The organism is Rhizobium sp. 007, from assembly GCF_015353075.1.
Lineage (GTDB): Bacteria > Pseudomonadota > Alphaproteobacteria > Rhizobiales > Rhizobiaceae > Rhizobium.
Genome location: NZ_CP064187.1, coordinates 3,723,559 through 3,737,878, shown reverse-complemented (window position 1 = coordinate 3,737,878; position 14,320 = coordinate 3,723,559). Strand labels below are relative to the sequence as shown.

13 protein-coding genes, 1 tRNA gene and 1 pseudogene are annotated in these 14,320 nt (G+C 60.2%); 9 read left to right on the top strand and 6 right to left on the bottom strand.

The genetic code is table 11. From position 1 onward, the window contains the following. Positions 1–97: 97 nt before the first annotated feature. Both ISN39_RS18315 and ISN39_RS18310 read right to left on the bottom strand, forming a co-directional pair. Complete coding sequence (locus tag ISN39_RS18315) at positions 98–334, bottom strand: Lrp/AsnC ligand binding domain-containing protein (protein WP_016556708.1); 237 nt, start codon at positions 332–334, stop codon at positions 98–100. Between the two features lie 72 nt (positions 335–406). Continuing rightward, positions 407–1,300 carry a LysR family transcriptional regulator gene (locus ISN39_RS18310; protein ID WP_194728428.1) on the bottom strand — a complete coding sequence of 298 codons (894 nt, stop codon included), beginning with the start codon at positions 1,298–1,300 and terminating at the stop codon, positions 407–409. Positions 1,301–1,592: 292 nt separating this feature from the next. On the opposite strand from ISN39_RS18310, the gene ISN39_RS18305 reads away from it, so the two are divergent. The 4 genes from ISN39_RS18305 to ISN39_RS18290 all read left to right on the top strand — a co-directional run bounded on the left by ISN39_RS18305 (position 1,593) and on the right by ISN39_RS18290 (position 6,683). Beyond that, complete coding sequence (locus tag ISN39_RS18305; RefSeq protein WP_194728427.1) at positions 1,593–2,876, top strand: FAD-binding oxidoreductase; 1,284 nt, start codon at positions 1,593–1,595, stop codon at positions 2,874–2,876. A gap of 40 nt (positions 2,877–2,916) precedes the next feature. After that, a complete protein-coding gene (locus ISN39_RS18300) occupies positions 2,917–4,455 on the top strand; it encodes an aldehyde dehydrogenase family protein (protein ID WP_194728426.1) in 1,539 nt (512 codons plus the stop codon). Positions 4,456–4,536: 81 nt separating this feature from the next. Then, positions 4,537–5,526 (top strand): Ldh family oxidoreductase, encoded by a 990-nt coding sequence (locus ISN39_RS18295; protein WP_194728425.1) that lies wholly within the window; start codon positions 4,537–4,539, stop codon positions 5,524–5,526. Between the two features lie 140 nt (positions 5,527–5,666). Then, on the top strand, positions 5,667–6,683 hold the full coding sequence (locus ISN39_RS18290; RefSeq protein WP_194728424.1) for an iron ABC transporter substrate-binding protein: 1,017 nt from the start codon (positions 5,667–5,669) through the stop codon (positions 6,681–6,683). Between the two features lie 58 nt (positions 6,684–6,741). Here the strand turns inward: ISN39_RS18290 and ISN39_RS36475 are convergent, their stop codons facing one another. Next, positions 6,742–6,909 (bottom strand): hypothetical protein, encoded by a 168-nt coding sequence (locus tag ISN39_RS36475; RefSeq protein ID WP_237361744.1) that lies wholly within the window; start codon positions 6,907–6,909, stop codon positions 6,742–6,744. Here ISN39_RS36475 and ISN39_RS18285 point away from each other — a divergent pair. Both ISN39_RS18285 and ISN39_RS18280 read left to right on the top strand, forming a co-directional pair. Continuing rightward, positions 6,908–8,422, top strand: a complete 1,515-nt coding sequence (locus ISN39_RS18285) for an iron ABC transporter permease (RefSeq protein WP_237361743.1) — start codon at positions 6,908–6,910, stop codon at positions 8,420–8,422. The genes ISN39_RS36475 and ISN39_RS18285 overlap by 2 nt on opposite strands. Beyond that, positions 8,419–9,459 (top strand): ABC transporter ATP-binding protein, encoded by a 1,041-nt coding sequence (locus ISN39_RS18280; protein WP_194728423.1) that lies wholly within the window; start codon positions 8,419–8,421, stop codon positions 9,457–9,459. The genes ISN39_RS18285 and ISN39_RS18280 overlap by 4 nt, the downstream gene beginning before the upstream one ends. On the opposite strand, the gene ISN39_RS18275 is transcribed toward ISN39_RS18280, so the two are convergent. After that, positions 9,456–10,787, bottom strand: coding sequence for a glucoamylase family protein (locus tag ISN39_RS18275; RefSeq protein WP_194728422.1), 1,332 nt, complete (start codon positions 10,785–10,787; stop codon positions 9,456–9,458). The genes ISN39_RS18280 and ISN39_RS18275 overlap by 4 nt on opposite strands. A 517-nt stretch (positions 10,788–11,304) precedes the next feature. On the opposite strand from ISN39_RS18275, the gene ISN39_RS18270 reads away from it, so the two are divergent. Continuing rightward, complete coding sequence (locus ISN39_RS18270) at positions 11,305–11,886, top strand: intradiol ring-cleavage dioxygenase (protein ID WP_194728421.1); 582 nt, start codon at positions 11,305–11,307, stop codon at positions 11,884–11,886. On the opposite strand, the pseudogene ISN39_RS18265 reads toward ISN39_RS18270, so the two are convergent. Together ISN39_RS18265 and ISN39_RS18260 are read right to left on the bottom strand one after the other, a co-directional pair. Further along, a pseudogene (locus tag ISN39_RS18265) lies at positions 11,883–12,163 on the bottom strand (transposase domain-containing protein); the annotation flags it as partial. The gene ISN39_RS18270 and the pseudogene ISN39_RS18265 sit on opposite strands and share 4 nt — an antisense overlap. A gap of 264 nt (positions 12,164–12,427) precedes the next feature. Further along, positions 12,428–12,502 (bottom strand) — tRNA-Gly (locus tag ISN39_RS18260). A 254-nt stretch (positions 12,503–12,756) separates the two neighbouring features. On the opposite strand from ISN39_RS18260, the gene ISN39_RS18255 reads away from it, so the two are divergent. Beyond that, the gene (locus ISN39_RS18255) at positions 12,757–13,266 is read left to right on the top strand and encodes a prolyl-tRNA synthetase associated domain-containing protein (protein ID WP_074069982.1); all 510 of its coding nucleotides are present in this window, start codon (positions 12,757–12,759) and stop codon (positions 13,264–13,266) included. 54 nt (positions 13,267–13,320) lie between these two features. Then, a complete protein-coding gene (trxA, locus tag ISN39_RS18250; RefSeq protein ID WP_074069981.1) occupies positions 13,321–14,292 on the top strand; it encodes a thioredoxin in 972 nt (323 codons plus the stop codon). Positions 14,293–14,320 lie beyond the last annotated feature (28 nt).

Genomic DNA, 14,320 nt, shown 5'->3' with positions numbered 1-14,320 from the left:
CGCAACTCGGCTTTGACCAGATAATGGATGGAGTTAAAGCGGGGTTTACGGGGAGACCGGCGGATCGATTGTCGCGGAAGAAGGTTAATCGTATCTGTCAGAAGGCCTTGAAGGTCAGCGTCGTCAGCGAGCGAACAATGCCGGGGATATTGGCGATGTTGTCGTTGATGAACTTGCCGATGTCCTGACCCTCCTCGATATAGACCTTGAGAAGCAGGTCGTAATCGCCGCTCGTCGAATAAAGCTCCGAAACGCGTTCGGTCTGGTAGATCGCGTCGGCAACCTCGTAGGTCTTGCCGGGCGCGCATTGGAGCTGGACGAAAATGGGTTTCATGGGAGTTTCCTGCGAAATATTCTGATTGGGCGCATAATGCTCGAAAGCGCTCTTGCGATGCAAGCCGTTCCGTCATCCCGCTTTGGCTTCTGCGGTGATCCAGCCGCGAAAGGCTGAAAGCGGCGCATAGTCGGCCCGCTCGGGAGGACAGGCGAGATAATAGCTTTCGCTGCTTTCCACTTCCCGGCCGATCGCCGCGACAAGATCACCGCGCTTCAGCTCGTCCTGAATGAGAAATGTCGGCAGCAGCGCGACGCCGAGGCCGGTGATCGCTGCCTGTGCCGCCGTCGCAAACTGGTCGAACAGCATGCCGTGTACGTTTTGGAAGGCGACGCCGTTATCGGCAAACCACCGCTCCCAGGCGTCAGGGCGGGTCGTCAGATGCAATAGGGGAATATCCAGCAGGTCTTCAGCTTTGGTGATGCCGTGCTGCCTCAGGAAGGCGGGGCTGCAGGCAGCAACCGTCTTTTCGGACATCAGAAAGGTCAATTCCGGTCCCGGCCAATGCGGATGGCCGAAGTGAATAGCGGCGTCGATCGAATCGAGCCGGAAATCGAAGGAGGAGAGCCGGGTGACGAGATTGATCGTAACGCCCGGATTCTGGTCCAGGAACCGGCCGAGGCGTGGTGCCAGCCAGCGGGTGCCGAAGGTCGGCAGGATGGCGAGGTTCAGCGTTCCGCCATGCGGATTAGCGCGCAGGTTCAGCGATGCGCTGGAAATTCGGCGAAGTGCTTCGCGGATCTCGCGGGCGTAGCTGTCGCCCGCAAGCGTGAGGCGCACCGTCTGGCGTTCGCGAAGAAAAAGTTCAGCGCCAAGCTGTACTTCCAGCGCCTTGATCTGGCGGCTGACGGCGCTCTGGGTGAGGTCGAGTTCGCGTGCTGCCGCTGTCACGCTGCCGGTTCGGGCGACGGCCTCGAAGGCGGCGAGCAATGAAATCGACGGCAGAAAACGTCGCGAAGGCAGCATGGTTCATTCCAATTGTGAATGATGTGTTTCCAAAACGTCGATATTCATGGCGCTGGAGCCTTTGTAAAGACGTCTATCCTCCAAAATCGGAATGACCCGGAGTTCTTTGATGCCGAGCACCGTCGAGGACGAGCTGAAACTCTTTGCCGAGCGCCAGTCGGCTTCTCCCGACGCCGTGGTGAAGACGCTGGGGATCGTCGGCCTGGAGTTGAAAACCGTTGACTGAGGCTGCTTCCGCAACGCTGTGGACGGCGCTAGAGTGCTGCTGCGTTTGCTTGGAATGGACTGACTGATGCTGAATGATCCCCGCTCCCACGGACTCTGGGAAAAGACCGCGCCGCTGCCGCCGGCGACATCGGCGCTTCAGGGCGCCCTGTCGGCCGATGTGGTGATTGTCGGCGGCGGCTACACCGGACTTTCGTCCGGTCTTCATCTTGCCGAAGCCGGTTCGAAGGTCGTGCTGTTGGAGGCCAAGGAGATCGGTTTCGGTGGGGCTGGCCGCAATGTCGGACTGATCAATGCCGGCATGTGGGTGATGCCGGACGATCTGCCTGGCGCTCTCGGGCAGACCTACGGCGATCGCCTGCTCGGTATGCTCGGCGAGGCGCCTCGCCTTGTCATGGAGTTGATCGAAAAGCACGACATCGCCTGCGAGCTTGAAAAGAACGGTACGCTGCATTGCGCCGTCGGCGCGGATGGGTTGAAGGAAATCGAGACGCGTGCTGCGCAGTGGTCCGCGCGCGGGTCGCCAGTGACGCTGCTTGATGCCGCCGAGACCGCACGTCGCGTTGGCACCAGCGCCTATGCCGGATCGCTGCTCGATATGCGTGCGGGAACACTGCAGCCGCTCGCCTATGCTCGGGGTTTGGCGCATGCGGCTATCAAGGCGGGCGTTTCGATCCATACATCGAGCTCTGTTATCGCAACCGAACGAGACGGCAGCCGATGGACGGTGAAGACTGAGAGCGGCCGGGTGACCGCTGACTGGATTATCGTCGCGACGGATGCCTATAGCACCGGGCCATGGAAACAGGTCCGCTGCGAGCAGGTGCATCTTCCCTATTTCAATTTCGCGACCACGCCGCTCAGCGATAATCTGCGCAAATCGATTCTGCCCGGTCGCGAAGGCTGTTGGGATACGAAGGAGATCCTCTCCTCATTCCGGATGGATCGTGCCGGGCGCCTCGTTTTCGGCAGTGTCGGAGCGTTGCGCAACACCGGCGCTGCAGTTCACAAAAGCTGGGCGAAACGCTCGCTGAAGAGGCTCTTTCCGCAGATCGGCGACGTAGAATTCGAATACGAATGGTACGGCAAGATCGGCATGACCGACAATGCGCTACCACGCTTTCACAAGTTCGCGCCGAATGCCGTTGGCTTCTCCGGCTATAATGGCCGGGGCATTGCGCCTGGCACGGTATTCGGCCGTACGCTGGCACACCATATATTGGGCCAGATCGCGGAGGCGGACCTGCCCTTGCCGGTTACGGACCTGCGGGAGCCCGGTTTCCGCGCGCTCAAGGAAATGTGGTACGAAGCCGGCGCCCAGGTCGCTCACTTCGCCGACGCGCGCTTTTGAGTAAAAGCTCGCAATCAAGAACAAGAAGGTTGGAAACACGATGACCATCGCTACGCTCGATCTCGCAGCCGAGACGAAGAAACTGCTTTCCGAACTCGGCGTCGATGCGGCCCGCTATACCGGCGGCTCGCTGCGTGTCGCCTCGCCGATCACCGGCAAGGAAATCGGCCTACTCAAGGAACATTCCGTCGTGGATGCCAAAAAGGCGATCGACGAAGCGCACAAGGCATTTGCCGAATGGCGCGCAGTCCCTGCGCCGAAGCGCGGCGAACTCGTCCGTTTGCTTGGCGAAGAGCTTCGCGCGGCGAAGCCGGCGCTCGGCCGCCTCGTTTCGATCGAAGTCGGCAAGATCACGTCTGAAGGTCTCGGCGAAGTCCAGGAAATGATCGACATCTGCGATTTCGCAGTCGGCCTTTCGCGCCAGCTCTACGGCCTAACGATTGCAACCGAGCGCTCCGAGCACCGCATGATGGAAAGCTGGCATCCGCTCGGCGTGGTCGGCATCATTTCGGCCTTCAACTTCCCGGTCGCGGTCTGGTCGTGGAATGCGGCGCTGGCGCTCGTCTGCGGCAATTCCACAGTCTGGAAGCCGTCGGAAAAGACGCCGCTGACGGCACTTGCCGTACAGGCGCTGTTCGAAAAGGCGCTGAAGCGCTTCGTCGCCGAAGGCGGGCAGGCTCCGGCGAACCTTTCGACGCTGCTGATTGGCGGCCGCGATGTCGGTGAAGTCCTCGTCGATCACCCGAAGGTGCCGCTGGTTTCCGCCACCGGCTCCACGGCTATGGGCCGCGCCGTCGGCCCGCGGCTGTCGCAGCGCTTTGCCCGTGCGATCCTTGAACTCGGCGGCAACAATGCCGCCATCATCTGCCCGACAGCCGATCTCGATCTCACTCTGCGCGGCGTTGCCTTTTCGTCGATGGGAACTGCCGGCCAGCGCTGCACGACGCTTCGCCGTCTCTTCGTGCACGAGAGCATCTACGACAAACTCGTGCCTCGCCTGCAGAAAGCCTATGGATCGGTCAAGATCGGCAATCCGTTGGAAAACGGGACGCTTGTCGGTCCGCTGATCGACAAATCGTCCTTCGAGAAGATGCAGTCGGCTCTATCCGAGGCAAAGTCGGCTGGCGGCAAGGTCACGGGTGGCGAGCGCGTCGAAAACGGCGCTGCCGAAGCCTTCTATGTGCGCCCGGCGCTTGTCGAGATGCCGTCTCAGACTGGTCCTGTCGAACACGAGACCTTCGCACCGATCCTCTATGTCATGAAGTACACGGATTTCGACGAGGTGCTGAAACTGCACAATGCCGTGCCGCAGGGCCTATCTTCCTCGATCTTCACCAATGACATGCGTGAAGCCGAAACCTTTGTTTCCGCCCGTGGCTCCGATTGCGGCATCGCCAACGTCAATCTCGGCCCGTCGGGTGCCGAAATCGGCGGTGCTTTCGGTGGCGAAAAGGAAACCGGGGGCGGCCGCGAATCCGGCTCGGATGCCTGGAAGGCCTACATGCGCCGCACGACGAACACGATCAATTACGGCAAGACGCTGCCGCTCGCTCAGGGTGTCAAGTTCGACGTCGAGTGATCGAGAGAGCCGCATTGAATCCGAAGGGACGATGACGTAACACCGTCATCGTCCCTTCGTTTTTGCCCAAGGTTTTTCTACATGCATCTGACACTTGCCGCAGCCCAAGCGCTGGTTATCGACGCGTTGAAGCGCAGCGGAGTGGAGGAGGGAAATGCGCGCTCCGTCGCGCGTGCGCTGGTCGCCGCAGAAGCCGCAGGACAGGGTGGCCACGGGCTGCGCCGCGTCGTTGCCTATGCGGCCCAGGCAAAGTCCGGAAAGGTCGACGGAATAGCCAAGCCGATCGTCTTCCAGCCTTTTCCATCCATCATCCAGATCGACGCCTGCCACGGCTATGCTTATCCGGCTTTCGATCTCGCCGTGCCGTTGCTGTCGGAGATGGCGCGCAAACAGGGCATTGCGCTTGCCGCTATCCGCCGTTCGCATCATGCGGGTGTGCTCGCGCTGACCGTCGAACGTTTTGCCGAAGCCGGTCTCGTGGCGCTGATGGTTGCGAATGCCACAGCTTCCATGGCTGCCTGGGGCGGACGCAAGCCCGTCTTCGGCACCAATCCCATTGCTTTTGCAGCGCCCGTTCCCGCAGATGATCCGATCGTCATCGACCTTGCGTTGTCGCGCGTTGCGCGTGGCAAGATCATGGCCGCCCGGCAAAAGGGCGCGTCGATCCCGGCCGATTGGGCCTTTGATCGTGACGGCCAGCCGACAACCGATGCGGTTGCCGCCCTGGAGGGCACCATGGTGCCATCCGGCGAGGCCAAGGGTGCTGCGCTTGCCATGATGGTCGAGATTCTCGCAGCACCGCTCGCGGGTGCCAATTTTTCCTTCGAATCCACTTCCTTGTTCGATGACCAAGGAGCAGCGCCCGGCCTTGGGCAGATGCTGATCGTTATCAATCCCGAAGCCAGCGGTGGAAGCTTCGCGGCATCGCGTCTAGGCGAACTTGCCGCTGAAATTTCTTCCGATCCCGGTGTCCGCCTGCCCGGTCGCCGCGGTCAGAATGCGCGAAAATACGCGCTGGAGCATGGCATCGAAATCGAGGATGACGTGATCGACGCCATCCTGGCTATATAGAATTATTCTAAAGTTGATGGGTGGGTTCAAGTATTTGTGAAGACCGGCGGCAAGGCGAAACTTGAAAAACTAAATCAAGAAAAATATACGGGGCGCGCATCACCCGGGGAGTTTGGGTGACACCCGCCATGGAGGGCATCATGAAAATTTCTCTTACGCGCTTTTCCGCGCTTGCTTTGGCCACCTCGCTTCTTGCTGCGACGTCTCTGGCATCCAGCGCAAATGCGCAGGAATCCGAAGGTATCGTTGTCTATAACGCTCAGCACGAAAGCCTCGGCCGCGAATGGATCGATGCCTTCACCAAGGAGACCGGCATCAAGGTCACTATGCGCCAAGGCAGCGACATGCAGTTCGCCAACCAGATCATCCAGGAAGGCGACGCTTCCCCGGCCGACGTGTTCTTGACCGAGAACTCTCCGGCGATGGCGCTCGTCGATGGCGCGGGCCTGTTTGCCCCGGTCGACAAAGAAACTCTTGATCTGGTCCCGGCGCAGTACCGTCCGGCCGATGGCATGTGGACCGGCATCGCCGCCCGCTCGACGGTGTTTGTGTATGATAAGACGAAGCTCACCGAAGACAAGCTGCCGAAGTCGATGCTCGATCTCGCCGATCCGGCCTGGAAGGGCCGTTGGGGCGCGTCGCCTGCCGGTGCCGATTTCCAAGCGATCGTCGGTGCACTGCTGCAGCTGAAGGGCGAAGCAGCAACGGCTCAATGGTTGAAGGCGATGAAGGAAAACGCAACGCCTTACAAGGGCAACAGTGTTGCCATGAAGGCCGTCAATGCCGGCGAAGTTGAAGGCGCGGTCATCTATCATTACTATTGGTTCGGCGATCAGGCGAAGACTGGCGAAAACAGCAAGAATGTCGGCCTGCATTACTTCAAGAACCAGGATCCGGGCGCGTTCGTCAGCGTATCGGGCGGCGGCATCTTGAAGTCGACGCAGCATATGAAGGAAGCCCAGGCGTTCTTGAAGTTCGTCGCCGGCAAAGCCGGCCAGGACATCCTGAAAAACGGCACGTCCTATGAATACGCGGTCAGCGGCGATGCGAACGAAAAGCTCGTCCCGCTTGCCGATCTCAATGCGCCGAAGGTTGAGGCTTCCGAGCTTGACAGCAAGAAAGTCGTCGAGCTGATGACGGCCGCGGGCCTGATCTAAGCCTCTCTGCCGCAGGCCGGATCGAGTCAAAAACTATTGCTTTTGGCTCAAGAAAACCTTAGGGCATGACCCAATCCGGCAACCGCTTCAGAAAGAGGCGGTTGCCTTCCTTTTTCAGCGTATCAAAGGCGTCGGCCTTGCTGCAAGACAACAGATCGCTTGTTTCCGAGCTCGCGCCCGGCAATGGAGCGCCAGTCAGCGGAACAGGTTTGCTGCGCGGGCGCATGCCGCACGCCTCCGTCGTCGTCTTTGCAACGCTCGTCGCACTTATAAGCCTCGTGCCGCTCGGCTTCATCGGTTGGATTACCATCAATGTCGGCTGGCAGACGGTCAAGGAGCTGGTCTTCCGGCCACGTGTCGGCGAGCTGCTCGTCAACACGATCCTCCTCGAGGCGCTCACCATTCCCCTGTCGATTGTTCTTGCCGTGACGCTCGCCTGGCTGACGGAGCGGACCAATGTTCCGTTTCCGCGGTTGTGGTCCTGGCTTGCCGTTGCGCCGCTTGCCGTTCCGGCCTTCGTCCACAGCTATGCCTGGGTGAGCCTCGTTCCCGGCATGCGCGGCCTGCAGAGCGGTGTCTTCGTTTCCGTGCTCGCCTATTATCCTTTTCTCTACCTGCCGGTCGCTGCTGCTCTTCGCCGCCTCGATCCGGCGATCGAGGATGCGGCGGCGTCGCTTGGCCTCGATCCCTGGCGTGTCTTCTTCCGTACGGTCCTGCCGCAGTTGCGGCTTGCGATCTGTGGAGGCTCGCTCTTGATCGGGCTGCATCTCCTGTCGGAATACGGGCTTTACGTGATGATCCGCTTCGACACCTTTTCGACCGCGATCGTCGATCAGTTCCAGTCGGCCTATAACAGCCCCGCAGCCAATATGCTCGGCGGTGTGCTCGTCGCCTGCTGCCTTTTCCTGCTTGGCCTCGAAATCCTTTTGCGCGGCAACGAGCGCTACGCCCGCGTCGGATCCGGTTCCGCACGTCCCGCCGATCGCCGCCGTCTCGGCTGGTTTGTCGTACCTGCCATTCTGCTGCCGGGCACGCTTGCGGTGCTGACGCTCGGCGTACCGCTCATGACGCTCGGCCGCTGGCTCTATCTCGGCGGCGGCGAGATCTGGCGGCTGGATGCGGTCGGAAATGCGTTCGTTCAAACGATCGTCCTTGCGGTTGCAGGCGGCGTGCTGACGACGATCGCGGCCGCGCCCATGGCCTGGCTGTCGGTCCGCGCCCCGGGGCGATTCCAGCGCTTGCTCGAAGCCTGCCATTATTATGTCGGCTCGCTTCCGGGCGTCGTCGTGGCGCTGGCATTGGTGACGATCACCGTGCGGCTGGCGCTGCCGCTCTACCAGACTTTTGCGACCCTCATCGTTGCCTATGTCCTGCTCTTCCTGCCGCGTGCGATGGTCGGCCTTCGTGCCAGCATCGCACAAGCACCTGTGGAGCTGGAACGGGCTGCCATGTGCCTGGGACGCACGCCATCGCAGGCCGTGCGCCAGATTACCATGCGCCTTGCTGCCCCGGGCTTTGCTGCAAGCATCGCGCTGTCGGCGCTTGGCATCACCAACGAGCTGACGGCAACGCTGATGTTGTCGCCGAACGGTGTTGAAACGCTGGCAACGAAATTCTGGTCGCTGACCAGCGAAATCGACTATGCGTCGGCCGCTCCCTATGCGGTGATGATGATAGTGCTGTCGCTGCCGCTGACCCTTCTTCTCTATGCCCAATCGAAACGGACCGCCGGCCAATGACCTTGCTTACGATCCAGTCTGTCAGCAAGCGCTATGGCCCAGTGACAGCGCTGGACAAGGTGACGCTGGACGTTGCCGCCGGCAGCCGCACCGCCGTCGTCGGCCCCTCAGGTTCCGGCAAAACGACTTTGCTGCGCATCGTCGCCGGCTTCGAGCGGCCCGATGAAGGGCAGGTCGTCCTGAACGGCGAAGTGCTCGCGGATGGCTCGGCAGCCGTTCCCGCGCACAAGCGCGGCATCGGCATCGTCTCGCAGGACGGTGCGCTCTTCCCGCATCTGAGCGTTGCCGACAATATCGGCTTCGGTTTCGAGCGGGGCGGTCCCGATCGCGAAAAGCGGATCGTCGAACTACTGGATATGGTCGAGCTCGACCGCAACATGCTGACGCGCCGTCCCCACCAGCTTTCCGGCGGCCAGCAGCAGCGCGTGGCACTGGCGAGAGCCCTCGGCCGCAAGCCGCGCCTCATGCTGCTCGACGAGCCCTTCTCGGCGCTCGATACCGGCCTTCGCGAACACATGCGCAAGGCTGTCGCACGCGTGCTGCAGACGGCGGATATCACGACTATTCTCGTAACCCATGATCAGGCAGAGGCTCTCTCCTTTGCCGACCAGGTCGCGGTGCTCAGGGAAGGCAAGCTGATCCAAGCGGGTTCACCGCAATCGCTCTACCTGCAGCCGAAGGACCGCGAGACCGCACTCTTCCTGGGTGATGCGGTGATGCTTCCGGCGATTATCCGCAATGGCTTTGCCGATTGCGCGCTCGGCCGCGTTGCAGTGGAAGGCAGCCATCAAGGCAAGGCCGAGATCATGCTGCGGCCGGAGCAGATTCGCGTCGTTGCCGATGAAGGCGAGCCCGCCTATGGTGGTCGTGTCGTCGAGGTCGAGTTCGGCGGCGCAACCTGCACCGTGGCAGTGTCGCTGGAAGGCGTGGCGCTACCGCCGATCTTCATCAAGACATCCAGCGTGGCCTTGCCCGCACGCGGCGATCGTGTTCGCCTTGACATCGCCGGCAAGGCGCATGTCTTCGGCCGCCGTTAAGCCGACTTTCGCGAAACCCTTTCCGTTTCCGCCTGCTCCAGCCAGCCGCCCGTAAAGCCGGCGCGTTCAAGGCCGAGACGGATGACCGGCGACTGCCGCATCAGGTTCCATATGAACTCCGACCGGTCGTTTTCGATCGTCATCACCAGCAGCCCTTGGTCGATCGCGACGCATCGATCGTCCACCCAACCTTCAGGCCGGGCAGTCTTCACCGTCGGGTTGAAGCCGCCTGGAAAGCGGCCTTCGCAGAGCAGATCAGGATAGGCGGCGAGCAGCGCCTTTAGGCCATCAAGCGACGCCTGCCGGTCAAAGGGCAATGCCGCAACCGCCGCCCAGGGTGCAATTGTCCCGTCATCCGGGCCAAGCGGTGCACCGCGGGCGGCGTAACCAAGCACCTTCGGGCGCCGGCCGCCACGCATGTTGCGCGTTGGCGGCGGGCCGTCGGAGGCGGAAAGTCCCCAGACATCCCTATTGTAGCCAACGAAGTGTCCGGGGTTGCGCTCGGCATAATCGCGCTGCACGGCGATCGAAACCTGTGTGTTGCGGAAATAGTCCCAGTCGCGGGCGGCCATCTCTTTGTCCTTAATCCCGCGGAAGTCGATCCAGGCATGCGGGAAAAGGTGAATGAAGAACGGTCCAGCATAGAGATAGGGCTGCTTGCCGAAGAACATCCAGGAATAGCTTGAGACGAAGGCATCGTAGCTCGATGGCACGATCGGATGGGTCGGCGAAGCAAGTGCCAGCATATAGAGCAGGATCGCTTCGTCATATCCCTGCCAGCGCCAGCGCAGAAAGCCACTGCCCGGCTTCCAGCCCATGCTGACGGTCTGCCCCTTGTTCAACGCCCAATGCCAGTCGATGCGCTCATAGATGAATTTCGCAAGCTCGCGGATTTCCGTCTCCACCGCATCGGTCCGATCGAAATAGGCCGCAGCCGTCAGCATGCCGGCGACGAGCAAGGTCGTGTCGATTGTCGAGAGCTCGCTGTTCCAGGCCCGGTGGCCGCTATCCATATGCAGGAAGTGGTAATAGAAGCCGCGATAGCCGGTCGCGTGGCGTTCGCGTCCCTGATGGCTCCTGGCAAAGAAACGCAGCGTCGTGACTGACCTGCCTGCCGCTTCTTTGCGCGTCATCCATCCGCGTTCGGCGGCGACCGCATAGCTGGAGAGCGCAAAGCCGACGGCAGCGATGCTGCAAGGAACCCCGGGCACTGACGTATCCGCGACCAGGCCGTTTTCGGGATTGGAATATTTCAGAAAATAGTCGAATGCGGATTCCTGCAGCCTGTCGATCAGGGCGGCATCCGTGTCGTCAATTCGTTGCAGCATACATCAAACCAACCGTTGCCCGCCCTCGCTCAACATGGCGATGCGTTGCGCGCAAATCAAATTCTTTTCAGATAGTGCGGCAAATGGCTGCGATCGGCCGTTTTGGCGCTGACGTGGCGACATGGCTTTAGAACACTACATCGTCTTACCGATGATTATTATAAATATTTGATATTTCTATGAAAACGAGAGCTCGAAGGAATTTGAACCCTCGACCCCAACCGGCAAGCATAAAATTGCGACGTCGTAGGATCGTGCCCGTACTGCAAAATTCACTCCAGTTCTAGAAGGAGCGGTTTTTGCGCGGAGCACTCGATGAGTGTGACGCGAAGTGCATACGTGGAAATAGATTGCACTTGGCCGAAATCCGGTGACTGTTACCGGAGGCAACAGCAAGGCATTCGGGCCATGCGCGCCGCTACAACTATTGAGTACCCAAATTCCTAGCGACCCGCCCCACTTCTGCCCAATGGAGCCGCAAGGATCTTGGTTTCCATGTTAGGGGAGATACAACGCCATGCCGACCCGGCGACATTTCCTTATGGGCTTCGTTGCCACGCCGATTGTGCTCCCGAGACTCGGCCATGCAGCCGGCGCTCCTGCGCAGCTGTCGCTTACACCAACTTGCGATGATGACGACGATCTGACGCCAGCGCAGACCGAAGGCCCGTATTTCACCCGGGAGAGCCCTGAAAAACAGGACTTCGCGAGCGATGCACCGGGCGGTGAAAGGATGACGCTTGCCGGTTACGTGCTGACCGAGAACTGCCAGCCCGTGGCAAAAGCGTTGATCGAGTTATGGCATGCCAATGAGATTGGCAGCTATGACAACAGCGGATACAAACTCCGCGGACATCAATTCACCGATGCTGAAGGCAAATGGTGGTTTGAGACGATCGTGCCAGGGGTCTATCCTGGCCGCACCCGGCATTACCACCTGAAAGTCCAACGGCCCGGCGGAAAAGTGCTGACGACGCAGCTCTATTTTCCCGGTGAGCCGGACAATGAACGTGACCGGATATTCAACGCAGCCTTGTTGCTCGATGTCGGGGCGACGAGCGACGGAAAATTCGGCCGCTACGATTTCATAGTGGCCTAAACCGGTCGCCTTGCATAGCAAGCGATGAACCAAGGCCGATACGTTGCAAAATTCCACGGCATGAAAGTTTCGATTTCGCTGGCTGGCCACCCGCTGCGATGCGCTCGAGGGCCTGCGTCAGCCATGCCAGCGGATCGACGTCGTTCATCTTGGCGGATCTGAATGAGCGTTGCGATGGTGGCCCAGGTGCGACCGCCCCCGGCACTGCCGGCAAAAAGAGAATTCTTCCGACGATGGCTTGTGGCCTGGTTGGGCGACTACCCCTGTCCACGACAGAGATGCGCTGGTGACCAATTGCGAGCCGCATCTGCATCTATCGCAAGAAGATCAACATCCCGACCGTGCTGGCCGGCCAGAAACTGGGGCTCAAGGAAGTCGACGACGGCATTTGGCTCGTCAGCTTCATGCATTATGATCTGGGATATATCGACCTGGAGCAGAGGACCTTGCAAACCATCGACAACCCGTTCGGCACGAGGTTGTCACCCATGTGTTAGGTACGTTTTGTTACCTATGTCTCCGGTATGGACAATTTGGAGACTGGAGCGGGCGAAGGGATTTGAACCCTCGACCCCAACCTTGGCAAGGTTGTGCTCTACCCCTGAGCTACACCCGCTCAATCCGCATCGGTCCGGGGTAGTTGGTGGACCGTGGGCTGCCACCTTGCGGCGACGGGCGCTATATGGCCCAATCGATTTTTAAATGCAACAGGGAAATCACGCAAAGGCCAAGAAAAATTCCACGATTTCAGAGGCGCTTTCGCAAACTGCCGCAAATTCAGGGATAAGCGTCGATCCCGAACATTGCAAAACACGTCCCTCCGACTTAATCAGGGGCACCTTATCTCCTTCTTTCCGCACGGATGCCGCGATGACTGAAGCCAAGCCGAAAAACAAGAACGAACTTTTCGCCTTCCTCGACGGGCTCGGCATCGCGCACAGCACGCATGAGCATGCTCCAGTCTTCACCGTGGCCGAATCGGTGTCGCTGCGCGATGCTATTCCCGGCGGGCATACAAAAAACCTTTTCGTGAAAGATAAGAAGGATCAGTTCTTCCTGCTGACGGTCGAGGAACATGCCGTTGTCGATCTCAAGACCGTGCATGGGCTGATCGGCGCCGCCAGCAAGGTTTCGTTCGGCAAGGCGGAAAAGCTGATGGAATATCTTGGCGTGATCCCCGGCGCGGTCACCGCCTTTGGCGCCATCAACGACATGGGCAACAATGTGACCTTCGTGCTCGATGCGGACTTGATGAAGGAGGAGGTCGTCAATTGCCATCCGTTGTCCAACGATGCGACGACGTCGATTGCAAGCGCAGATCTCATTCGCTTCATGGAAGCGACCGGCCATAAGCCGCTTGTCTTGAAAGTGACGGCCTGACATACGATTTTAGCGCTAGAAAAAGCCGGGCAACCGGCATGGCGGGAGATACCAATGAGCGGCAGCGACAATTCCTACAGCAATTCCTTCGGCAGTCAGATGTCGGCAACGGCGAATTTCGGTTCGGCGCCACAGCCGGCGGCAGGCGGCGGACATATCAAGGATACGACAACCGCCACTTTCACGAAGGACGTCATCGAGGAATCGCGCAACCAGCCCGTGCTCGTTGATTTCTGGGCGCCTTGGTGCGGCCCGTGCAAACAATTGACGCCAGTGCTCGAGAAAGTGGTCAATGAAGCGCAAGGCCGCGTGAAGCTCGTGAAGATGAATATCGACGACCATCCGTCGATCGCAGGCCAGCTTGGCATCCAGTCGATCCCGGCCGTGATCGCTTTCGTCGGCGGCCGCCCGGCCGATGGCTTCATGGGTGCCGTGCCGGAAAGCCAGGTTCGCCAGTTCATCGACCGCATCGCCGGTCCTGCTGGTGCAGATCAGGCTGCGGAGATCGAAGCGGTGCTCGAGGAGGCTGCGGGGCTCCTGGCCGCGGGCGACGTTAATGGTGCCGCGCAACTCTACGGCGCGATCATGCAAGCCGATCCGGAAAATGCCAAGGCGCTTGCCGGGATGGCCGAATGCATGATTGCCGCCAACCAGCATCAGCGCGCTCGCGAAGCGCTGACCGATCTGCCGGAAGAGCTTGCCAAGGACGCCGGGATTCAGGCCGTCATCACGAAGCTCGATCAGATCGAAGAAGCCCGCAAGCTCGGTGATCCAATCGCCCTGGAACAGGACCTTGCGGTCGATCCGGATAACCACGATGCGCGCATGAAGCTTGCCAAGATCCTGAACGTCGAGGGAAAGCGCGACGAGGCGGCCGAGCATCTGCTCCATATCATGCGCAAGGACCGGACCTTCGATGACGACGGCGCACGCCGCCAACTCCTGCAGTTCTTCGAAGTTTGGGGCTTCAAGGATCCGGCAACGGTGTCCGCGCGGCGCAAGCTTTCGGCGATGCTCTTCTCGTAACTTTCAAAGCCTTGCCCTTGCGTTTTTG